Raw genomic sequence first — 20950 nt, forward strand, 5'->3', positions numbered from 1 at the left:
AGCCGAAAGGCCCGGCACCCATCGGAGGTGCCGGGCCCGTCAGCCGTTCGCCATCAGCCCGACGACGACAGCATCGCCCTGAACTGCTCGGGAGTGAGGTTGCGGTACAAGCTGATGGCCAGCTCGCCGTAGGAGCGCAGCGGGCTGACGTAGTGCTTGCCCTCGACCTCGGTGGTGACCAGTCCGAGCCCCTCCTCGGCCAGTGCCATGGTGCTCTCGGCGAGCCCTTCGGTGGGGACACCGGGCCCCGCGTTCTCCGCGAGCTGCCTCGCCAGGTCGGCACCGCAGACGCGCTGGGTGCCCTCCGGCGCCGTGATGGTGTAGCAGTCGCCGTCCTTGACGATGGTCAGCCGTCCCCGGCCCGGTGCCTCCAGCGTCAGCGTGGTGATCGTCACCTTGGTGCCGTTCGTGATCGGAGTTTCCTCGGCCTTGAGATCGACGACCTTGATGCCGGACGGCTCCGCTCCCTCTGCCGCGAGCGACTCCACCAGCATTGGACCGGCGTCGTGCAGCACCGCCATCTCGTCGGGCGGCAGCAGTTCGATCACCCGTTTCAGATCGGCGTCCAGCGCCGCCTGCAGCGTCTGGCGAACGGCCTCGGTGGGCGAGTACGCGCCGACGGCGGGGATCGACGTCTGCGGCCAGGACAGTTCCTCTTCGGTGAGGATGTTGTGGGTGAGGGTGTAGAACAGGCTCGGGTACCACTCGCCGTCCACGTTCACCGTCGCGATGGAGATGGGGGCACCCGACTCCCGCACGAGCGAGGCGATGTCGAAGGTCTGGCTCTCGGAGGCGGCATCCGGCCCGCCCGCGGCGGCGACCATCGCGTCGCGGTACTCCGGTGTCAACGGCAGCTTGCGCAGGTCGGCGCTGACGGTCAGCGTGCCGCCCGTGAGCTTGGTGATGGTCACGCGGTCGTTGATCCGCTCGGCGGCGGCGGAATCGAACCTCAGGTCCTTCGCGGTGAGCGTGATACCGGAGAACGCCGAGAGATCGGCGTCCTCGGTCAGCATGCCGAGCCGCTTGAGTTCGTCGGCGCTGCTGGTCAGCATGTCGCCCAGCAGCGAAGCCTCGGCGGGTTCCACTGTCTGCGCGAGACCCACCACGTCACCGTCGCCGAGCGCGGTGAGCAACCGGCTCGCCGCTTCCTCCGGGGTGCTCGACCCCGACGCGACCGACGCCCGTTCGGCCAGCACCCACCATGTCGCTCCGCCACCGATGGCGAGGACGAGCGCGACGACAAGGCCCACCACGAGGCCACGCCTGCGTGGCTTTCGCCCCTGCGGGTGCGGATATTGCCCGGGTGGCTGGGCCGGATACTGGCCGAGTTGCTGCACATCTCCGAAGGGCTGTGCCTGGAATCCGTACTGCGGCGGCTGGTCCGTCGCGGGATACCCGCCCTGCGGGTGCGTCGGCGCGTACGGCATACCGGCAGGCTGAGGAGTGGCCGGTTGTGCGGTTCCCTGGCCGTCCGGAAGCCCCGGATCTCCAGGTCTCCACTGCTGCCCGAACTCAGGCGTGCTCACTGTGTCACCTGTCCTGTCTGTTGTCGGAAGCGGGCGTCCCGTCGTGCGGCGGCCGCGAGGAGCAGACCGAACCCGCCGAGGAGCGCGAGCACGGACCCGGTCGCCGAGATCACCGGGCCTGCCGGAGCGATCCTGACCGGTCCGCTCGCGTCGATGATGTGGACGGCGAGCAGGGCCGCTCCGGTTCCCACCGTGAGGCCGATCACGGCGCTGAGGACCGCGCCCGTGCGCCACAGGCCGAGTGCCAGCATCACCACGCACAGCGTCGTGGCGATCACGACGCCCCTCCAGGCGCGCAGCCCGAACTCGGCGAAGGGGACGGGCCGGAACACGTATTCGATCACCGCTGCGGCCGCGTAGCTGTCGCGCTCGACGGAACCGGACGACAGCCAGGGCAGGAAGGTGCCGACCGCCGCGACGACGAGGCCCGCGACGGTGAGCCCGGACCATCCGGCGATGGTCCGGTCCGCCGAAGCCCATCGATCCGGTACCCGCATGCTCCTCCCGTCGCTGCTCGTCACCGTGCCGTCACCCGACGGCCTCGCGCCGTGTCGGGGACACCGCGTCGCCCGTGCGCCCGGGAACCCCGAGCCGGGCGCCGCATGCGGTGTCTCGTGGTGCCGCCGGGCCTGCGGTGGCACAGTCGTAGCCGGTCCGCGAACGAAAGGCGGGATGGTTGTGCCGAACAGGTGCGCACGCACGTCCCGGCGTGCCCTGCGGTCGCGCGGAGGCGTCGTGATCTTAGCGGTGCCCCGTGCACGGCCCGCCGGAGGTCACGTCGCGGCGGCCCCGAGGCTGGGTGGTCCCAGTCCCCGGACGACGCGGAACCATCACGAACCGGCGCGAAGGACGGTGGAGTAGTGCCTCGCTCTCCTTCGGTGTGCTCACCACTCGCCGGGATCGTGCTCGCCGGTGGCGCGGCACGCCGGATGGGCGGCGTGGACAAGGTGATGCTGCGGGTCGCGGGAGTTCCGTTGCTGGAGCGGGCACTCGCGGCGCTGCGCGATGCGGACCCGGTCGTCGTGGTCGGCCCCCCGCGCGCGGGGATCCAGGGCGTGCGGTGGACGTGCGAGGATCCGCCGGGTTCCGGCCCCGTCGCGGCGCTCTCGGCAGGGCTGGCCGTCCTCGACTCCCGGATCGGCGCCGTCGCGGTGCTCGCGGCCGACCTGATGGGTGTGACGCCGGACACGGTGGGTCGTCTCGTCGTGGCGCTGGGCGCGGACGAGTCCGCCGACGGCGCCGTGCTCGTGGATTCCGAAGGGCGCAGGCAATGGCTCGTGGGTGTGTGGCGGAGGCCGATTCTCGACACCGCCGTGCCGCCCGATCCACGCGGTGCGTCGCTGCGTGGCACCCTGGGTACGTCGTCCATTGTGGAGGTCGAAGCGATCGGGGCGGAGGCCCGCGACGTGGACAGCCCGGACGACCTGCGTCCCCGGCCGTGAGCTTCACATCCGTCACACCGGCGGAGGTGTTGACTGGCCTCGACACGGTCGTGATCAGCCGTGCTTCGGCACCCGGTACGGTCACGGGGCACGTACCCACAGGTCGCCAGCGAGGAGGTTAGGTGTGACCGAGCCCGGCACCCCGGCGCGAGATGCGCAGTTGCTGGAGCGCACCGTGTTCGAGGTCAAGCGCGTCATCGTCGGGCAGGACCGGCTTGTCGAACGCATGCTGGTGGGTCTGCTGGCCAAGGGGCACCTGCTGCTGGAAGGTGTGCCCGGTGTCGCCAAGACGCTCGCGGTCGAGACGTTCGCCAGGGTGGTGGGCGGATCGTTCTCCCGCGTGCAGTTCACGCCCGACCTCGTGCCTGCCGACATCCTCGGCACTCGCATCTACCGGCAGTCGAGCGAGAAGTTCGACGTCGAACTCGGGCCCGTCGTGGCCAACTTCGTGCTCGCCGACGAGATCAACCGCGCACCGGCCAAGGTGCAGTCGGCCATGCTGGAGGTGATGGCCGAGCGGCACGTGTCGATCGGCGGCGAGACCTTCCCCATGCCCCACCCGTTCCTGGTGCTCGCGACCCAGAACCCCATCGAGAACGAGGGCGTCTACCCGCTGCCGGAAGCCCAGCGCGACCGGTTCCTCTTCAAGATCGTCGTCGAGTACCCGACGGCGGAGGAGGAACGTGAGATCGTCTACCGGATGGGCGTGACGCCGCCGGAACCGCAGCAGGTGCTGACCCCCGACGAACTCGTGCGGCTCCAGGACGTCGCCTCCAGGGTCTTCGTGCATCACGCACTCGTTGACTACGTCGTCCGCCTCGTGCTGGCCACGCGCAAGCCCGGAGAGCACGGACTCTCGGACGTCGCGGGCTGGGTCTCCTACGGTGCCTCGCCTCGCGCGAGCCTGGGCATCATCTCCGCCGCGCGTGCTCTCGCCCTCGTTCGCGGCAGGGACTACGTGCTGCCGCAGGACGTGGTGGACGTCGTGCCGGACGTCCTCCGGCACCGGCTCGTGCTGTCGTACGACGCGCTCGCCGACGGCGTTCCGCTCGACCACATCGTCAACCGCGTGTTGCAGGCCGTGCCGCTGCCTCAGGTATCGGCCCGCCCGCAGGCGGCGGGGCCCGCTGTGGCGGCAGGTGTGCCCGGCAGGTAGCGGGCGGTCATGACGAAGCGAAGCGACGCCAGGGGCGATCGGCCCGCGTGGGCGCCCCCGATCCTGCGAGGGGACCGGCTCGAAGCGGGGCTGCGTACTCTCGAACTCGACGTGCGACGGCGGCTCGACGGCCTCCTCCAGGGCAACCACCTCGGCCTCGTACCAGGGCCAGGTTCGGAGCCCGGCGAGGCGAGGCCGTACCAGCCCGGCGACGACGTGCGCAGGATGGACTGGGCGGTCACGGCACGGACCACGACGCCGCACATCCGCGAGACGGTCGCCGACCGCGAGCTGGAGACGTGGGTGGTGGCGGACCTGTCGCCCAGCCTGGATTTCGGCACGGCCGCGTGCGAGAAACGTGACCTCGTGGTGTGCGCGGTGGCGGCCGTGGCCCACCTGACGGGCGGTGGTGGCAACCGGATCGGTGCGCTGCTGTCCAACGGCGCCGAGACCGTGCGCGTCCCGCCGCGAGGAGGGCTCGGCCACGCCCGCGATCTCGTGCGCAGGGTCGCGCAGTTGCCCCGCGCCGAGGAAGGCACGCGCGGTGATCTCGCCACGCTCGTTGACAAGCTGCGCAGGCCGCCGCGCAGGCGCGGCCTCGCGGTGGTCGTCTCCGACTTCCTCGGGCCGGTGGCGTGGGAGCGGCCGTTGCGGGCTCTGTCGGCGCGGCACGAACTGCTGGCCGTCGAAGTGCTCGATCCGCGCGACGTCGATCTGCCCGAGGTGGGGTCCGTCGTGCTCGCCGACCCCGAGACGGGGCGGCAGCGCGAGGTGCGGACCTCGGCGCTGCTGCGCAAGGAGTTCGCCGCGGCGGCGAGCGCTCACAGGGCCGAGGTCGCGAGGGCGATCCGGCAGGCTGGCGCGGGGCATCTGGTGTTGCGGACGGACTCGGACTGGATCGCCGACCTCGTCCGGTTCGTCGTCGCTCGTAAGCGAGGGTGGTCGGGGGCTGCGTCGTGAGTGTGTCGGGTTTCTCCGCGCCGTGGTGGTTCCTCCTGCTCCTCGTGGTCGCGGCGCTGGTGGCGGGCTACGTCCTCGCGATGCGGTCGCGTCGCAGGCGGACCATGCGGTTCACCAACCTGGAGCTGCTGGAACGGGTCGCGCCGCGCAGTCAGGGGCGGGTGCGGCACGTGCCCGCCGCGCTGCTCGTGGTGTCGCTGCTGCTGCTGACGGTGGCGCTGGCTGGTCCGACGGCCGAGGAGAAGGTGCCGCGTAACCGCGCCACGGTGATGCTCGTCGTCGATGTGTCCCTGTCGATGGAGGCCACGGACGTCCAGCCGTCGCGCCTGCGGGCCGCGCAGGACGCCGCGCGCTCGTTCGCGCAGGACCTCACTCCCGGGGTGAATCTCGGGCTGATCTCGTTCGCGGGGACGGCCACCGTTCTCGTCGCCCCCACCACCGAGCGCGACGGCGTTGTCAACGCGATCGAGAACCTCAAGCTCGCGCAGTCCACGGCCACGGGTGAGGGGATCTTCGCCGCGATCCAGTCGATCGAGAGTTTCTCCGCCGTCGTCGGCGGGGCGGAAGGCCCGCCACCGGCACACATCGTGCTGATGACCGACGGCAAGCAGACCGTGCCGCAGGACGAGTACGCGCCGAGGGGCGCGTTCACCGCGGCCGGGGTCGCCAAGCAGAAGAACATCCCGGTCACCACGATCTCGTTCGGCACGTCGTACGGCAGCGTGGACATCGAGGGCAAGAGGGTTCCCGTCGAGGTGGACGACACGTCCATGAGGGAGATCGCCAGGCTGTCCGGCGGCGATTTCTACAAGGCCGCCACCGCAGAGGAGCTGAAGAAGGTCTACGACGACCTCGGTGAGCAGATCGGCTACGAGACCAAGGAGGTCGATGCGAGCAGGCCGTGGGTGGCGCTGGGCACGATCGCGCTGCTCGGAGCCGCCGTCGGTTCGCTGCTCATCGGCCAGCGCCTGCCGTAGAGGCGCCGCACGACGGGCGTGGGCGGCCGAGCGACGGCCACGGCCCGCTCCGGGCGGCTCAGGCGCGGGTCTCGTCCACGACCCAGGCCAGGTACTCGGCGGAGCCGCCTTCGATCGGGGTGGCGATGACCTCCGGCAGATCGTAGGTGTGCGCGGACCTCAGGTGGTCGGTCAGCGCGCCGACCCGGTCGGCGGCCGTCTTGATCTCCACCCGCCATTCGGGTTCGGTCTGAACCGCACCCTCCCAGCGGTAGACGCTGGTGACGGGGCCGACGATCTGCGCGCAGGCCCCGAGCCTCGCGGCGATCGCTCCGGCCGCCAGCTCGCGTGCCTTGTCCTCGCTGTCGGTGGTCGTCGTCACGATCACGTGTCCGGCCATGCCGGGCAGCCTACCGGCCACGCGAGGAGGCGGTGGCGGGCGAGAACGTCTCACCGTCGCGGGCCGCGCATCGGCCGCCGGTACCACCTGACGCGGCCGGCCTCAGTCGCCCCGGAAGTCGTGTTGCCGCCACGCCTCGTACACCGCGATCGAGGCCGTGTTCGTGAGGTTCAGCGATCGCGAACTCGGCAGCATCGGCAGCCGCACCCTGTCGGTGATCCGCTCGTCGTCCAGCACGTCGTCGGGCAGCCCCACCGACTCGGGCCCGAACAGCAGCACGTCGCCCCCGGCGTAGGCGACGTCGGTGTGCCGTCGCATCGCCCTGGTCGTGAAGGCGTACACGTGTGCGGGGTCCAGCGCCTCCCACGCGGCGGCGAGGTCACGATGCACCCTGACGTGCGCGAGATCGTGGTAGTCAAGACCCGCGCGACGGAGATAACGGTCCTCCAGCGAGAAACCGAGTGGCTCGATCAGGTGAAGTTCGCACCCGGTGTTGGCAGCCAGCCGGATCGCGTTACCGGTGTTGCCTGGGATCTCGGGATGGAAGAACACGATCCGGAACACGGCGCCGATTCTCCCGCGCCGCCGTCGCGAACCCCGCGCGGGGTGCCGCGGCTCCGGCGCGCCGGTGCCGGTCCCTGCCGCAGCGTGACGAGGCGGAGCGGATAACCTCGGCGCGGCAGGTTACCCGAAAAGCTTCAGCACGAGGAGTGTCACGTGGGACGGTCCGTTCTGGTCACGGGCGGCAATCGCGGAATCGGTTTGGCGATCGCTCGGGAACTCGCCGACGCGGGCCACCGGGTCGCGGTGACGCACCGCGGTTCCGGCGCCCCCGAAGGGCTGTTCGGCGTGCAGGCCGACGTCACCGACACCGAGCAGGTGGACACCGCGTTCAAGCAGGTCGAGGAGCACCAGGGGCCGGTCGAGATCCTGGTGTCCAACGCGGGCATCACCGACGACACACTCCTGATGCGCATGAGCGAAGACCAGTTCACCCGCGTGCTCGACGCCAACCTCACCGGCGCCTATCGCGTCGCCAAGCGCGCGTCGCGCGGCATGCTGCGCGCCAAGTGGGGGCGGTTCGTGTTCATCTCCTCGGTCATCGGGCTGATCGGGGGCGCGGGGCAGGTGAACTACGCGGCGAGCAAGGCTGGTCTCGTGGGCCTCGCCCGCTCGCTGACCCGCGAACTCGGCTCGCGCAACATCACGGCCAACGTCGTGGCCCCCGGTTTCATCGTCACCGACATGACGAACGAACTGACCGACGAGCAGAGGGCCACCGCGCTGGAGCGCATCCCGGCTGGCCGCTACGGCGAGCCTGCCGAGGTCGCCAACGCCGTGCGGTTCCTCGCCTCGGACGAGGCCGCCTACGTCAACGGTGCCGTGCTGCCCGTGGACGGCGGCCTCGGCATGGGCCACTGACCTCGCAGGCCATTCACCCACCGATCCCCGAATTGAGAGGACAGCCAGTGTCCGGACTGCTCGAAGGCAAGCGACTGCTGATCACGGGAGTGATCACCGATGCGTCGATCGCGTTCCACGCCGCGAAGGTGGCGCAGGAACAGGGGGCGAAGGTGGTCCTCACCGGGTTCGGGAGGCTGTCGCTGGTCGAGCGCATCGCCAAACGCCTTCCCGAGCCCGCGCCCGTGCTGGAACTCGACGTCCAGAACACCGATCACCTCGACACGCTGGCCGACAGGGTGCGCGAACACGTCGATGGGCTCGACGGGGTGCTGCACTCGATCGCCTACGCCCCTCCGTCCTGCCTCGGCGCGCCGTTCATGGACGCCCCCGCGGAGGACGTGAGCACCGCCGTCGAGATCTCGGCGTACTCGTACAAGTCGCTGGCCGCCGCCGTCCTGCCGTTGCTGAGCAGGGGTTCGTCGATCGTCGGCATGGACTTCGACGCGCGGGTGGCCTGGCCTGCCTACAACTGGATGGGTGTGGCGAAGGCGGCGCTGGAGTCGGTCAACCGCTACCTTGCCCGCGAGCTCGGGCCGCACGGAATCCGTGTCAACCTCGTCGCCGCCGGCCCCGTGAAGACCATGGCCGCCAAGTCGATCCCCGGCTTCACCGAGCTGGAGGAGGGCTGGGGGGACAGGGCGCCGCTGGGCTGGGACACCACCGACCCCACCCCGGTGGCGAAGAGCGTGTGTGCGCTGCTGTCGGACTGGTTGCCTGCCACGACGGGCTCGATGGTGCTCGTTGACGGCGGCGTGCACGCCACGGGGCAGTGACGAAGCACGCAGTGAAGAACCGCTGATCCCGAGAGGGCGCTCACGGCGCTCACAGCGCTGCGAGCGCCCTCTCGGCGACGTTCTCCAGCGCGGTGCGGTCGAAGCCGTTGCGGGCGAGGACGCGCAGACCGCCGACGGTGGCGAACACGAACTGCGCGACGGCTTCCGGGGTGGCGTCCGACTTCAGCTCACCGTCGCGCTGCCCCCGCTCGACGATCTCGGTGTAGAGGCTGATCATCTCCTCGCCGTGCCGGTGGAGAGCTTTGGTGATCGCCGGGTCGCGCCCGCCCAGCTCGCTGGCCGTGTTGACGGCGAAGCAACCGGGAGCATCGGGGCCTGCCTCGTCGTCGAGCACGCTGGTGAACACCGCGCGGAACGTCTCCCGTGCCGGCCGCTGCTCGGCCACCAGCGCGCGGAAGTGCCGCAGCACGTCGTCGAAATAGCGGTGCAAAGCCCGCCGGAACAACTCGTGTTTGCTGCCGAAGGCGTTGTACACGCTGCTACGACCGAGGCCCGTGGCCTCGCACAACTCCTGTGTCGAGGTGGCCTCGTAACCGGTGGCGCGGAAGGCGCGCAGCGCGCCGGCGACGGCGGTGTCCTCATCGAACTCCCGGGGGCGTGGCATAGGAACGACTCTACGACCTGGCACGCGACGTGGGCCGTGGCCGTGGGTGAGACCGGCATCGCGACCGGCTGACCCCGCTCTGCGACGACGGAACGGCCGCAGGATGATGGGCCGCGTGAACTACGACGCCGTGCTGTGGTTGTCGTTCGGTGGGCCGGAAGGGCCGGACGACGTCATGCCGTTTCTGGAGAACGTCACCCGGGGCAGGGGAGTGCCACCGGACCGGCTCGCCGAGGTGGCCGAGCACTACCAGCACTTCGGTGGGGTGTCCCCCATCAACCGGCTGAACCGGGAGGCCATCGCGGCGGTGGAGAGGGAGCTGGCCGCGCAGGGGCTCGATCTGCCGGTCTACTTCGGCAACCGCAACTGGCATCCCCTGGTGGAGGACACCGTGCGGCGGATGGCCGAGGACGGTGTCCAGCGCGCTCTGGTGTTCTCCACCAGCGCCTACGGTGGCTACTCCGCGTGCAGGCAGTACGACGAGGACATCCTGCGGGCGCGCGCGGCCGTCGGGCAGAAGGCGCCGCAACTGGTGAAGCTGCGCCAGTTCTTCGACCACCCGCTGTTCGTCGAGTCCGTCGCCGACGCCGTCCGCGCGGCGTACGAGCAGGTCGGCGACCCGGGGGCGCGGCTGGTGTTCACCGCGCACTCGGTGCCGACGGCGGCCGACGCCGCGTCGGGGCCGCCGGAGGAGGGCGGGCACCGCTACTCGCGCCAGGTCGTGGAGGCGGCACGGCTGGTGGCCGAGCGGGTGGGCGCGGACGCGCACGACGTGGTGTGGCAGTCGCGGTCCGGCCCGCCGCAGGTGCCGTGGCTGGAGCCGGACATCGTCGATCACATCGAGGCGCTGCACGGCGACGGGGTGAGCGCGGTGGTGTGCTGCCCGATCGGGTTCGTCTCCGACCACCTCGAAGTGATCTGGGACCTCGACAACGAGGCCGCGGACAAGGCCGCCGAACTCGGCATGCGTTTCGCCAGGTCGGCCACGCCCAACTCCGATCCGAGGTTCGCGCGGCTCGTCGTGGAGTTGATACGCGAGCAGACCGGCGGCGCGCCGGTGCGCAAGCTGTCCACCCTCGTTTCCGGGGGCGACACCGCCAACGGGGCGCCCTGCGCGACCCGCTGCTGCGAGCCCGCGAGACGCCCCGCGACGGCGGTGGATCAGAAGGAGTAGGTTCGCGCCACGGCGACGACGTCGCCGTCCTCCCGCGTACCCGCGACCACGTGTGGTGGGCGCGGGAGGAACCCGGGGACCACGTCCAGACCGCGGGTTTCGTCGATGGCGGTGACCCGTAACGGGTCGCCCGGTGCGGTACGCACGGTCAGTTCCGCCCCCGAGGGCGGCAGGTCGCGGAACCGCACCTCGCCTGGCCAGGTGTTCGCCCTGATGCCGGTGACCTGGACCGTGACCGGTGGTGCCGTTCCGGTGCGTGCCGTGACCTCGGTGATCGGCCGGTCGAACCTGAGGATCACCGAGGTGGCGTCGCGGACCGAATCGACGTGCAGGGTGAGTGTGTCCGCCGTACGTCCGGACACGGTCACGTCCGGTCCTTCGACGTCGATCACGGGCGCCGGACCGGTCCAGAGTTCACCTCGGGCGTAGCCGGGCGGCAGCCCTGAGGGGCCACGCTCGGCGACGTGCCGGCGCGTCCAGGCCGTCGGCTCCTGCTCGCCGCTCACCCACTTCGCCACGTCCGCATCGGCGTCGAGCACGTACGCGAGGTGTGAGCGGACGGGGTTCTCGCTGCTCGGATCGTTCTCCACCAGGCCCGCGGCGACCGAGGCGACGACAAGGAGCACCGCGACCGCCGGTACTCCCAGCCGGGTGCCGAGGCCGGGGCGTTGTCCCGGTTGCCGCAGGAACCAGTCGGCGAGCGGGAGCAGAGTGAGCCCCCACACGGCCAGGAGCACGGCGGGAACGCCCGCGAGCGCGTACCCCATTCCGAGCAGGGCGGTGTGGGCCAGCGCGACGAGCACGGCGGTCGAGACCGCCGCTCCGACGACGAGCGAGATCACCGACCACAAGGGACGTTTCCCCACGGCGAGCGCGATGATCGCCGCGAGTGCCGACACGATCGCGGGCACGGTGAACACGTAGGCCGCGCTCGGCGCGAACCATCCGAAGCCCACACCGAGCAGAGCGGGCCAGCACAGCGCCCCCACGGCGAGCGCCGAGGGGCCCAGTCTCCCGCGCAGCAGGACGTACCATGTGAACAGGCTCGCAGCGGTGAGGACCAGCAGGGTGGCCTCGAAGGCGACGGGTTCGTGGAGCAGCCCGCCCATCAGGTCGTATCCGGGGCGCAGCGACACCAGAACCAGCCACAGCGCCTGAGCGCCCACAGCGGCGGCGACGATCGGCACGATGGCCGAGGCAGCGCCGAGCAGCATCCTCGGCACTGTGGCCAGCCGTCGGCGCCGGACGAGCCAGCCGAGGAACACCACCAACCCGCAGGCTCCCACCGCGAGGGGGACAGCCACGGTGTCCGGATACCGCACCGTGGTTCCCAGCAGCGGGAAGTAGGTCACGTCGTGGGTGGCCTCGATCGTGGTGAGGTCGGCGTCACCCAACGCGCGAGCCAGCGAGAGCATGGTGGTGCCGTGGTGTTGCAGGCTTGCCGGGTCGAGACGTTCCACGGTGTCCTGTGCGGTGTGGTAGCGCGACGCCTCGTGGAAGAACGCGAAGTTCAGCCCGGAGAAGCCTGCCCGCGTCAACGGTGTGAAGTCGGTGTTGTTGGGAAGCAGCCGGTACAGCTGCACCAGCGTGGAGTTGCCGCGAGCGTGGGGGACGACCTCGTGCACGGTTTCCACCAAGGTGGCGTTGCCGTCCGACGTCTCGAACAACGTCGAAGGGCCGCCGACGCCCCGCGCCTCGAAGTTCAGTACTACGCCGTCGCGCCTGGCGAGCGCGTGGTGCCGGACGAAGGCGTCGGCGCCCAGCGCGCCGTCCTCCTCGCCGTCGGTCAGCAGGACGACGAGGTCGTTGCGGAGCGGCTCGTCGCCGTGCACCAGTGCTCGTGCGGTTTCGAGAGCGGCAGCCACGGCCGCCCCGTCGTCGGCGGCGCCCGGCCCCATCGCCGCCGAGTCGTGGTGTGCGGTGAGCACGACCACGCCCGTCGGGTCCGTACCGGGCAGCGTGGCGATGATGTTGTCCACCCGTCCGAACGTCGCGAGTCCGGCGGCGTGGCGGGTGCCTACGGAGCGTTGCACCTCGACGGACAGCCCGAGGCCACGCAGTTGCCGCACGAGTTCGTCCTCGGTCTGGCGGCTCGCCTGGCTCCCTATGGGCCGGGCAGCGGTGGCGAGGTTGTGCAGGTGGTGGAGGGCGCGCTCGGCACTGAACACTTCGGGCGGGGCGTCCTCGCCCTTCGGCGGAGGGACGCTGCTGTCCGCGGCGACGGACACCCATGCCGCGAGCACCACGGCGAGCACTGCAAGGAACCCGGCGGCGATCCGCCGGGGAACATCGACCAGTCGTGCGATCACCCGGGTGACGTTATGAAGATCGCGGGCTCACTCCCATGGGGCCGACCGCACAACAGGGGTGTGGTTTACCGCAGAAATCGCGCGGCTGCCGTGGTCCTAGGACGTCTCGGACGTTCGGGCGAACAACCGGATCGCCTCGTTCACGGCGGCACAGCGGGCTCGCCGCACCGCGTCGCCCAGCGGGCGCAGGGCCTCGGCTCTGCGCGCCGCCGCCGACGCCGACACCGCACCGCCCGGCTCGTCGGCCTGCGCGAGCCCGAGTATCGTCCCGATCTCCTCGGCACGCTGCAGCACCCGCAGGGTCCGGCCCGGCATCCCGGGCGGCCATTCGGGACGCGGCCGGGCCCGCAGCCGCGCCGACAACTCCGCCCGCACGCCAGGACGGTCGCGTGCCACGTCGAGAGCCTGCAGGGTTCCCGCGCTCTCGCGCACCGCCTCGGTGAGCCCGTGCTCGGCCTCGCCGAGCGGCACGTACTCGGGTGCGGGCGTCCCCGACAGCGGGTGGCTCGTCAGGGTGAACACCGTCCAGCGCCACAGACCTTCCGCGACATGCTGCGGCACCACGCCGAAGCCGAGGTCGGCGAACACGAGAGCCTCACCCGCCCGCAGGGCGGCCGAGGCGAACGGCCCGCCCGCGCCGAGACCGCGCACGTCGCCCGCGACCGGCAGTACCAGGCGGCCGTCGGTGGTTCCGAGCCGTCGCAGAGCACCCAGCAGCCGCGCGGGCGGGGCGGGGACCTCACCGGTCACCGGCACGTCGAACACCTCGGCGGTGGCCTCGTCGTGCGCCACCACCTCGTGAGCCTCGCCCCACACCTGCAGCGCGTCGAGCACGTCGTCGGAAGCCGCGGCACCGGAAAGCCAGGCCGAGGACCACACAGCGAGAGTCGCACTGGGACAGCACACGAGGGTCGAGCCTACCCGCAGCGGGGTGACATCGACGGGCGACGGAACCGCCAGTAGCGTCGTCGCTGTGACGTCCGCACAGTCCCCGATCTCCATCCGGCCGCCTGCCGAATTGCCCCGAACCGCGGGGCAGTTGCGGGCCGAGGGGCATGCGCCCCGGAGCGTGAAAGCCGAAATCCACGACAATCTGCTGGCCGCGTTGCGGGCCGGTGAGAATCCCTGGCCCGGCATCGTCGGCTTTTCCCGCACCGTGCTGCCGCAGCTCGAACGCGCCCTGCTGGCAGGGCACGACGTGATCCTGCTCGGGGAACGCGGCCAGGGAAAGACCCGCGTGCTGCGCACCCTCGCTGGGCTGCTCGACGAGTGGACACCGGTCATCGAAGGGGCCGAACTCGCCGAGCACCCGCTCGCGCCCATCACCCCCGCTTCCCGCAGGCGTGCCGAAGAACTCGGCGACGAGTTGCCGGTGAGGTGGGTGCACAGGTCGGCGCGTTACACCGAGAAGCTCGCCACGCCGGACACCTCCGTGGGAGACCTCATCGGTGACGTCGATCCCGTGCGCGTCGCGCAGGGCCGGAGCCTCGGCGACCCCGAGACGATCCACTACGGACTCGTGCCGCGCGCCCACCGGGGCATTGTGGCCGTGAACGAACTACCGGACCTCGCCGAGCGGATCCAGGTCGCCCTCCTGAACGTGATGGAGGAGCGGGACGTCCAGATCCGCGGCTACACGCTCCGGCTGCCGCTCGACGTGCTGCTGGTCGCCACGGCCAACCCCGAGGATTACACGAACCGGGGCCGCATCATCACGCCGCTCAAGGACCGGTTCGGCGCCGAGGTGCGCACGCACTACCCGCTCGACGTGGCCGCCGAGGTGGACGTGGTGAAGCAGGAGGCGCGGCTGGTGGCCGAGGTCGGCGATCCGCTGCTGTCGGTGCTCGCCAGGTTCGTGCGCAACCTGCGTGGTTCGGCGGTGGTGGACCAGCGTTCGGGGGTGTCCGCGCGGTTCGCCGTCGCCGCGGCCGAGACGGTGGCCGCTGCCGCGCTGCGGAGGTCCGCGCTCACCGGCGAGCATCCCGCCGTGGCGAGGCCCGTCGATCTCGACGCCGTCGCCGGTGTGCTGCGCGGCAAGGTGGAGTTCGAACCAGGCGAGGAGGGCCGCGAGACCGAACACCTCCTCCACCTGCTGCGGCTCGCCGTCGCCGAGACGGCGAGCGAGCTCTTCGCGGGCCTCGACCTGCGGCCACTGGCGGATGCCGTGGCCGACGGGCACCTCGTCGCCACCGGTGAGCGGGTGAGTGGCGCGGATCTGCTCGCCGCGCTGCCGGAGCTGCCGGTGCTGCACGAAGTGGCCCAGCGAGCCGGTGTCCCTGCCGACGACCCGGCCCCGCGCATCGCCTCGGCCGTGGAACTCGCGCTGGAATCGCTGTATCTGGCGCGGCGGGTGGCCAAGGACGTCGAGGGTGGCACCACGGTGTACGGGCCGTGATCGAGGTGAGGCAACCATGAGCGTTCCGGAGTCCTATTCGTACGGTCCCTACCACGGAGGGCCCGATCCGCTCGCCCCGCCTGCCGACCTGCGCGAGGCGATCGAGGAGATCGGCTCCGAGGTCATGGCTGGCGCGTCTCCTGCCTCGGCGCTCGACGAGCTGCTGCGGCGGGGCACCCGCTCGATGACGGGGCTCGACGAGCTGACACGACAGCTGTGGCAGCGGCGCGCGGACATCCAGCGCAGGCACCGGCTCGACGGCACGCTCCTCGAGGCGCGGCGCCTGCTCGACGAGGCCGTGGCGTCCGAACGGCTGGCCGCGTCCGCCGAGGACTCCGACGAGGCCAGGTTCCGGCAGGCGAGGCTCGACGCACTGCCCTCGGGAACGGCTGCCGCCGTCAGCGAACTCGCCGACTACGAGTGGGCCACCGAGGAAGGGCGGCGCGCCTACGAGCAGATCCGCGAGTTGCTGGGGCAGCAGTTGCTGCGGTCGCGGTTCGAGGGGATGGCCGAGGCGCTGCGCTCGACGTCGCCGGAGGACGTGGAACGCCTCAACCGCATGCTGGCCGACCTCAACGCGCTGCTCACCGCGCACGCGCGGGGATTCGACGACATCGACCGGCGGTTCGCCGAGTTCCTGCGCAGGCACGGCGAGTACTTCCCGGAGAAGCCCCGCGACATCGACGAGCTGATCGACCTGCTCGCGGCGAGGGCATCGGCGGCACAGCGCATGCTGAACTCGATGACGCTGGAGCAACGGCAGGAGCTGGCCGAACTGTCGCGGCAGGCGTTCGGGGACCAGCGCATCGCCCAGCAGCTGTCCCAGCTCGACGACCGGCTCAAAGCACTGCGGCCGGGGCAGGACTGGACGTCGTCCGGCCGGTTCCGGGGCGATGATCCCCTCGGGCTCGCCGAGGGTGCGAGGGCCATGGTCGATCTGTCCGAACTGGACGCGCTGGCCGAGCAGCTCTCCCAGGGCTACCCCGGCGCGAGACTCGAGGACATCGACGTCGAGGCGCTGCGGCGACAGCTCGGACCCGCCGCCGCCGTCTCCGCGCGTAAGCTGTCCGAACTCGAACGCGAACTCCGCGAGCAGGGACTCCTGGAACGCGCTCCCGACGGCGCGCTTCGCCTCACGCCGAGGGCGCTGCGCAGACTCGGGGAGACCGCGCTCGCCGACGTCGTCCGGTCACTGCGCACCCACACCGGCAGGCGCGACACCGCGTCGGCGGGAGCGGCAGGCGAACCCACCGGGTCCACCCGGGCGTGGCAGTTCGGCGACAGCGAGCCGTGGGCCGTCCCGCAGACCGTGCGTAACGCCGTGCTGCGCTCGGCGGCGGGCGACAGCTCCGGCGCGGTCCGGCTTCAAGTGTCCGATGTGGAGGTCGTCGAGACCGAGCATCGCGCGAGGGCGGCCGTGGCATTGTGTGTGGACACGTCGTGGTCGATGGTCGCCGAAGGCCGATGGCTTCCCATGAAACGCACGGCGCTGGCCCTGCACCACCTGATCTCGACCCGGTTCCGGACAGACGCGCTGCACGTCGTGACGTTCGGCCGTCACGCCCGGTCGGTGCGGATCGAGGAACTCGTCGGCCTCGAAGGGACCTGGGAGCAGGGCACCAACGCCCACCACGCGCTGCTGCTCGCCCAGCGGCACCTGCGGCGCCATCCCGACGCCACACCCGTCGTGCTGATGATCACAGACGGGGAACCGACGGCACACCTCGACGCCGACGGCAGCGCCGAGTTCGCCTACCCGCCGAGCCCGCGAACGCTCGCAGCGACACTGTCCGAAGTGGATCGGATCGCGAGGCTGGGCGCGGCGTTCACCGTGTTCCGGCTCGGCGACGAGCCGAGGCTGGCGGCGTTCGTGGACGCGCTGGCGCGCCGCTGCGGCGGCCGCGTCGTGGCCCCGGATGCCGACGGCCTCGGCGCGGCCGTCGTGGGCGACTACCTCCGCCACCGCCGGAACCGCTGATCCCAGAGCCGCACTATGCCGGCGTGTCCGCACTTCCTGCACGCGTGCTGGCACTTCCCGCGCGTGCGTTGGCACTTCCCGCACGCGTGCCCGCACTCTGCGCGCGCGTGTTGGCACTTCGCGCGTGTGTTGGCACCTTGCGCACGTGTGTCGGCACTTCGTGCGCGTCTGCCCGCAGTTCGTTCAGCCGTGTCCGCACTTCGTGTACACGTGCTGGCAGTCAGCCTGCTCCGTGAGCGGTGCCGCTGAGCTGGCAGGCCGTGGCGGCTTCGCCGCCGGGCGATGCGAAAACAGGGTGCGGAGCCTCGCCGCTGGTCGCTAGCGTCGGCGCGTGCCCCATGGCTTGTCGTTCTCGGCGCGGGGAGCGCTCGCGTTCTACGCCGACGACTACGTCGGCGCAGGAGTCATGCCGGAGATCGCCCACGATCTCGATGTGAGCGCCGCGACGGCGGGGCAGTTGGTGACCGCCTTCTCGTTGACCATCGCGATCGCCTCGCCGATCATCGCCATCGGGGCCGGGCGAATCACCGGCCGAGCGGTGCTGATCGCAGCGGCCGCGGTGTTCACCCTCGCCAACGCGCTCGCTCCGGGCTAGCCGGTGCTGCTGGCGCTCCGGGTACTCGCGGCGCTGGCCGCCGCGGCGGCGACACCGGCGCTGTTCGCCACGGCCGCCTCACTCGCGCCACCCGAGCGGATCGGGCGGTATGTCGCGGTGGTGGCGTTCGGGGTGACCGGCGCGATCGCCCGTCGGTGTGCCCGAGGGCACCTGGGTCGGCGGCGCGTTCGGATGGAGGGCCACGTTCGCGCTCATGGCGCTCGCCGGGGCTGCGTTCGGCGTGGTGGTCAGGTTCGTGCTGCCCGCGGACACAGGCGCGCGGGCTCCGCTACCGGTGCGGCGCCGGCTCGCCATCCTGACCCGGCCTGCGGTGTCCCTCGGACTTGCCGCGAACCTCGTGCTCATGCTCGGGTCGATGACGGTGCTGACGTATCTCGCTCCCTACGTGGGTGTGCTGGCGGACGCGGGGCCGGGGGAGCGGGGTGCGCTCTTCGCCGTGGCCGGTGTGGCGGGGATGCTCGGAATCTGGGCCGAAGGCGTGGCGACCGACCGCTGGGGTCCAGATCGGACGCTGGTCACCGGTGTGGCGGCGTTCGTGGCGGCGATGGCGGCACTGCTCGCGCTGTGGTCGTGGCGCCCGGCGTCGCTCGTGGTGCTCTTGCCGGTGGTCGCGGTGTGGGGTGGCACCGCCTTCTGGAACTCTCCCGCGGTGCAGCGAGACTCCACGGGTTTGGCGGGGCCTGCTGCCACACAGGCGCTCGCGCTCAACACGTCGGGCACCTATCTCGGCGTGGCGGCGGGCGGCGCGATCGGCGGCGGTGTGCTCGCTGCCGGTGGTCTGGCCCATCCTCCCGTTGTGGCCGCAGCAGCGGGCCTTGTGGCACTGGTCCTGTTCGTCGCCGCGCGCCGAGCAGCCTCCGAATCGTCAACCGTTGATTGACGATTCGGAGGCTGTCAACCTATCGTTGACGCATGGCGAAGAACATGCCCACAATCAGACTCGACGACCTCATCGAGGCGATCAAGAACGCCCGCTCGGACGTGCTGGAGCAGCTGTCGGACGCCGTTATGCTCGCCGAACATCTCGGCGAGGTGTCGGACCACCTCATCGGGCACTTCGTTGACCAAGCGCGGCGCTCGGGCGCGTCCTGGACCGACATCGGCAAGAGCATGGGCGTCAGCAAGCAGGCGGTGCAGAAACGGTTCGTCAACAAGGCGGGGCCTCTCGACCCGGCCGAGGGATTCCAGCGCTTCACACCGCGTGCCCGCAGCGCCGTCATGGCGGCGCAGGAGGAGGCGCGAGCCGCAGGAAATCCCACCATCGCCCCGGCACACCTCGCGCTCGGCCTGCTCAACGATCCCGTGTCGCTCGCGGTCGTCATCCTCGGTGAACAGGGAGTGAGCACGGAGGCAATGCGCCAGGCGGTGACCTCGGCGCTGCCGGAACGCCAGAGCGAGGTCCCCGATCTCATTCCCTACGACCAGGACGCCCGGAAGGTCCTCGAACTGACGTTCCGCCAGGCGCTGCGCATGGGACACAACTACATCGGCACCGAGCACATCCTGCTCGCCCTGCTGGACGCCGAGGACGGTGCGGGGCCGCTTTCCGGGCTCGGACTGACGAAGGAAGCGGTCGAGCGGGCCGTCGCCGCACATCTGGAAGCCATGGTGGGGTCGGCGCAGGACTCGGATTCGGGCTCCGGCTCGGCCTGACGTGGCCCTGTCGTGACGTCGTAGCGCCGGTGTGTCCGCACGCCGTGCACCCGTGTCCGCAGGCTATGTGCGGGTGTTGGCAGTTTCGGTACGGGGGGGGGTGGCGTGTCCGCGCCGGAGGCTGCGGACACGCGTGCGGGAAGTGCGGACACGCGTGCGGGAAGTGCGGACACGCGTGCGGGAAGTGCGGACACGCGTGCGGGAAGTGCGGACACGCGTGCGGGAAGTGCGGACACGCGTGCGGGAAGTGCGGACACGCGTGCGGGAAGTGCGGACACGCGTGCGGGAAGTCAGGGGGCTTGCACCAGGCCCGATCCCACATCGGTGGACGGCAGGGGGAGCCTGTGCGCCGACTGTCCGAGCCTGGCCCAGAGTTCCCACCCGCGTGCGCCGTGCTTCTCGGCGATGAGCGCGGCCACTCCGGCCACATGCGGGGTTGCCATGCTGGTGCCGCTGATCGAATGGTATTTCTCCGGCAGCGTCCAGCTGGAGTGAACGTTCACGCCGGGTGCGACGAGATCGACGGCGCCGTTCGGATCGACCGTGCCGCACGAGAAGTTGGCCACCGCGAGCGAGGCGTCAACAGCACCCACGGCGAGGATCGAGGGGCAGTTCGCCGGATGGCTCACCGGGGCGAGTACTCCGCCTGTGCGGTCGCTCTCGTTGCCTGCCGCGGCCACGATCAACGTATTGCGCCGCATCGCCCTGCGTGCCACCGTCTCGAACGTCTCCGAGTGCGGCTCGCCGGGCCGGGTGGGGGAGCCGAGGGACAGTGACACCACGGCGCATCCGCTGCTGACCGCCCACGCGATGCCTGCGAGGATGTCGCCGTCCGTTCCGGTGCCCGCGTTGCTGAGTACCTTCCCCGCGTAGATCTCCGCCCCGGGGGCGACGCCGTAGCCGGGCCCTTCCTCCGAGGCGTGCGGGCCGCATGCCGTGCCGATGCAGTGAGTGCCGTGGCCGTGCCCGTCCTCGACGTCCTCACCCTCTACAAAGGATCGTGTCTCGACTTCCCTTTCCGCGAAGTCGGGGTGGTCCACGGTGAATCCCGTGTCGAGCACCGCGACCCGGACGCCTGCGCCGGTGGCGGTTCCGGATCCGGCGCCGATCGCCCGCAGTCCCCAGGTCAGCGGGGACTCGGCGAGGGCGGAGTGGGCAGAACCCCCTGTGGTGTCCTGCCCGCTTTCGCCGGGCTCGGCCGGTGGTGCCGAGTAGGCCCTGACCACGCGTTCCGGCTCCACTCGCGCGAGCGGCCCATGCTCGGCGGTGGCGCGGAGCAACGCGTCGGCCTGATCGTGTGCGGCCCTGACGACCGCGACACCGAGGTCGTGCAGCAGCAACCCGTCGGCGCCGCTCAGTGAATCGGCGGCGCCGTAGCTGGTGACATCGGCCGTGCTGGCCGCGCGAACGCCCGCCACCCGCGCCATCGTCCTCAGCGCGGCTGCGGCGGAATCCTCCTGCAACAGGATCAGGTAGCGGCCGGTCTCCTCGCCGTTGCCGGTGTTGTTCGTCGTGGACATCAG

General features: G+C 71.1%; 21 protein-coding genes. 12 read left to right on the forward strand and 9 right to left on the reverse strand.

Going from position 1 to position 20950, the window contains the following annotated elements; translation table 11 throughout:
- Positions 1-53: 53 nt before the first annotated feature.
- The gene (locus SACXIDRAFT_RS19530) at positions 54-1526 is read right to left on the reverse strand and encodes a hypothetical protein (protein ID WP_050986960.1); all 1473 of its coding nucleotides are present in this window, start codon (positions 1524-1526) and stop codon (positions 54-56) included.
- Positions 1523-2023 carry a hypothetical protein gene (locus SACXIDRAFT_RS19535; RefSeq protein WP_006240408.1) on the reverse strand — a complete coding sequence of 167 codons (501 nt, stop codon included), beginning with the start codon at positions 2021-2023 and terminating at the stop codon, positions 1523-1525. The genes SACXIDRAFT_RS19530 and SACXIDRAFT_RS19535 overlap by 4 nt, the downstream gene beginning before the upstream one ends.
- Positions 2024-2386: 363 nt before the next feature.
- On the opposite strand from SACXIDRAFT_RS19535, the gene mobA reads away from it, so the two are divergent.
- The 4 genes from mobA to SACXIDRAFT_RS19555 all read left to right on the forward strand — a co-directional run bounded on the left by mobA (position 2387) and on the right by SACXIDRAFT_RS19555 (position 6061).
- On the forward strand, positions 2387-2968 hold the full coding sequence (gene mobA / locus SACXIDRAFT_RS23635; RefSeq protein WP_006240409.1) for a molybdenum cofactor guanylyltransferase: 582 nt from the start codon (positions 2387-2389) through the stop codon (positions 2966-2968).
- A 124-nt stretch (positions 2969-3092) separates the two neighbouring features.
- A complete protein-coding gene (locus SACXIDRAFT_RS19545; RefSeq protein WP_006240410.1) occupies positions 3093-4124 on the forward strand; it encodes an AAA family ATPase in 1032 nt (343 codons plus the stop codon).
- A gap of 9 nt (positions 4125-4133) precedes the next feature.
- A complete protein-coding gene (locus tag SACXIDRAFT_RS19550; protein ID WP_006240411.1) occupies positions 4134-5084 on the forward strand; it encodes a DUF58 domain-containing protein in 951 nt (316 codons plus the stop codon).
- Positions 5081-6061, forward strand: coding sequence for a VWA domain-containing protein (locus SACXIDRAFT_RS19555; protein WP_006240412.1), 981 nt, complete (start codon positions 5081-5083; stop codon positions 6059-6061). Before SACXIDRAFT_RS19550 ends, SACXIDRAFT_RS19555 begins: the two co-directional genes overlap by 4 nt.
- A gap of 58 nt (positions 6062-6119) precedes the next feature.
- Here SACXIDRAFT_RS19555 and cutA read toward each other — a convergent pair whose 3' ends face one another.
- Together cutA and SACXIDRAFT_RS19565 are read right to left on the reverse strand one after the other, a co-directional pair.
- On the reverse strand, positions 6120-6440 hold the full coding sequence (cutA, locus tag SACXIDRAFT_RS19560; protein ID WP_006240413.1) for a divalent-cation tolerance protein CutA: 321 nt from the start codon (positions 6438-6440) through the stop codon (positions 6120-6122).
- 102 nt (positions 6441-6542) lie between these two features.
- The gene (locus tag SACXIDRAFT_RS19565) at positions 6543-7004 is read right to left on the reverse strand and encodes a tRNA (cytidine(34)-2'-O)-methyltransferase (protein ID WP_006240414.1); all 462 of its coding nucleotides are present in this window, start codon (positions 7002-7004) and stop codon (positions 6543-6545) included.
- 153 nt (positions 7005-7157) lie between these two features.
- Here SACXIDRAFT_RS19565 and fabG point away from each other — a divergent pair, with 153 nt between their 5' ends.
- Together fabG and fabI are read left to right on the forward strand one after the other, a co-directional pair.
- On the forward strand, positions 7158-7862 hold the full coding sequence (fabG, locus tag SACXIDRAFT_RS19570; protein ID WP_006240415.1) for a beta-ketoacyl-ACP reductase: 705 nt from the start codon (positions 7158-7160) through the stop codon (positions 7860-7862).
- Positions 7863-7909: 47 nt separating this feature from the next.
- Entirely contained in the window at positions 7910-8677 is a 768-nt protein-coding gene (gene fabI / locus SACXIDRAFT_RS19575; RefSeq protein WP_006240416.1) for an enoyl-ACP reductase FabI, read from the forward strand.
- 49 nt (positions 8678-8726) lie between these two features.
- Here the strand turns inward: fabI and SACXIDRAFT_RS19580 are convergent, their stop codons facing one another.
- Entirely contained in the window at positions 8727-9302 is a 576-nt protein-coding gene (locus tag SACXIDRAFT_RS19580) for a TetR/AcrR family transcriptional regulator (RefSeq protein ID WP_006240417.1), read from the reverse strand.
- Positions 9303-9417: 115 nt separating this feature from the next.
- Here SACXIDRAFT_RS19580 and SACXIDRAFT_RS19585 point away from each other — a divergent pair, with 115 nt between their 5' ends.
- Positions 9418-10476 carry a ferrochelatase gene (locus SACXIDRAFT_RS19585; RefSeq protein WP_040922807.1) on the forward strand — a complete coding sequence of 353 codons (1059 nt, stop codon included), beginning with the start codon at positions 9418-9420 and terminating at the stop codon, positions 10474-10476.
- On the opposite strand, the gene SACXIDRAFT_RS19590 is transcribed toward SACXIDRAFT_RS19585, so the two are convergent.
- Together SACXIDRAFT_RS19590 and SACXIDRAFT_RS19595 are read right to left on the reverse strand one after the other, a co-directional pair.
- Positions 10464-12785: a M20/M25/M40 family metallo-hydrolase gene (locus tag SACXIDRAFT_RS19590; RefSeq protein WP_006240419.1), complete on the reverse strand. Its 2322-nt coding sequence runs from the start codon at positions 12783-12785 to the stop codon at positions 10464-10466. The genes SACXIDRAFT_RS19585 and SACXIDRAFT_RS19590 overlap by 13 nt on opposite strands.
- 96 nt (positions 12786-12881) lie before the next feature.
- On the reverse strand, positions 12882-13691 hold the full coding sequence (locus tag SACXIDRAFT_RS19595) for an Rv1486c family protein (RefSeq protein WP_006240420.1): 810 nt from the start codon (positions 13689-13691) through the stop codon (positions 12882-12884).
- 67 nt (positions 13692-13758) lie between these two features.
- Here SACXIDRAFT_RS19595 and SACXIDRAFT_RS19600 point away from each other — a divergent pair, with 67 nt between their 5' ends.
- Together SACXIDRAFT_RS19600 and SACXIDRAFT_RS19605 are read left to right on the forward strand one after the other, a co-directional pair.
- Positions 13759-15180, forward strand: a complete 1422-nt coding sequence (locus SACXIDRAFT_RS19600) for an ATP-binding protein (protein ID WP_006240421.1) — start codon at positions 13759-13761, stop codon at positions 15178-15180.
- Between the two features lie 16 nt (positions 15181-15196).
- Positions 15197-17158, forward strand: coding sequence for a VWA domain-containing protein (locus SACXIDRAFT_RS19605; RefSeq protein WP_006240422.1), 1962 nt, complete (start codon positions 15197-15199; stop codon positions 17156-17158).
- A gap of 13 nt (positions 17159-17171) precedes the next feature.
- Here SACXIDRAFT_RS19605 and SACXIDRAFT_RS23840 read toward each other — a convergent pair whose 3' ends face one another.
- The gene (locus SACXIDRAFT_RS23840; protein ID WP_198284329.1) at positions 17172-17357 is read right to left on the reverse strand and encodes an alanine-zipper protein; all 186 of its coding nucleotides are present in this window, start codon (positions 17355-17357) and stop codon (positions 17172-17174) included.
- Between the two features lie 132 nt (positions 17358-17489).
- On the opposite strand from SACXIDRAFT_RS23840, the gene SACXIDRAFT_RS23640 reads away from it, so the two are divergent.
- The 3 genes from SACXIDRAFT_RS23640 (at position 17490) to SACXIDRAFT_RS19615 (ending at position 19427) form a co-directional block, all read left to right on the forward strand.
- Entirely contained in the window at positions 17490-17753 is a 264-nt protein-coding gene (locus tag SACXIDRAFT_RS23640) for an MFS transporter (protein WP_232285339.1), read from the forward strand.
- Positions 17754-17910: 157 nt separating this feature from the next.
- Positions 17911-18654, forward strand: coding sequence for an MFS transporter (locus tag SACXIDRAFT_RS23645; protein WP_232285340.1), 744 nt, complete (start codon positions 17911-17913; stop codon positions 18652-18654).
- Positions 18655-18686: 32 nt separating this feature from the next.
- Entirely contained in the window at positions 18687-19427 is a 741-nt protein-coding gene (locus SACXIDRAFT_RS19615) for a Clp protease N-terminal domain-containing protein (RefSeq protein WP_006240423.1), read from the forward strand.
- 290 nt (positions 19428-19717) lie between these two features.
- Here the strand turns inward: SACXIDRAFT_RS19615 and SACXIDRAFT_RS19620 are convergent, their stop codons facing one another.
- The gene (locus SACXIDRAFT_RS19620) at positions 19718-20947 is read right to left on the reverse strand and encodes a S8 family serine peptidase (protein ID WP_006240424.1); all 1230 of its coding nucleotides are present in this window, start codon (positions 20945-20947) and stop codon (positions 19718-19720) included.
- Positions 20948-20950: the final 3 nt, after the last annotated feature.

The organism is Saccharomonospora xinjiangensis XJ-54, from assembly GCF_000258175.1.
Lineage (GTDB): Bacteria > Actinomycetota > Actinomycetes > Mycobacteriales > Pseudonocardiaceae > Saccharomonospora > Saccharomonospora xinjiangensis.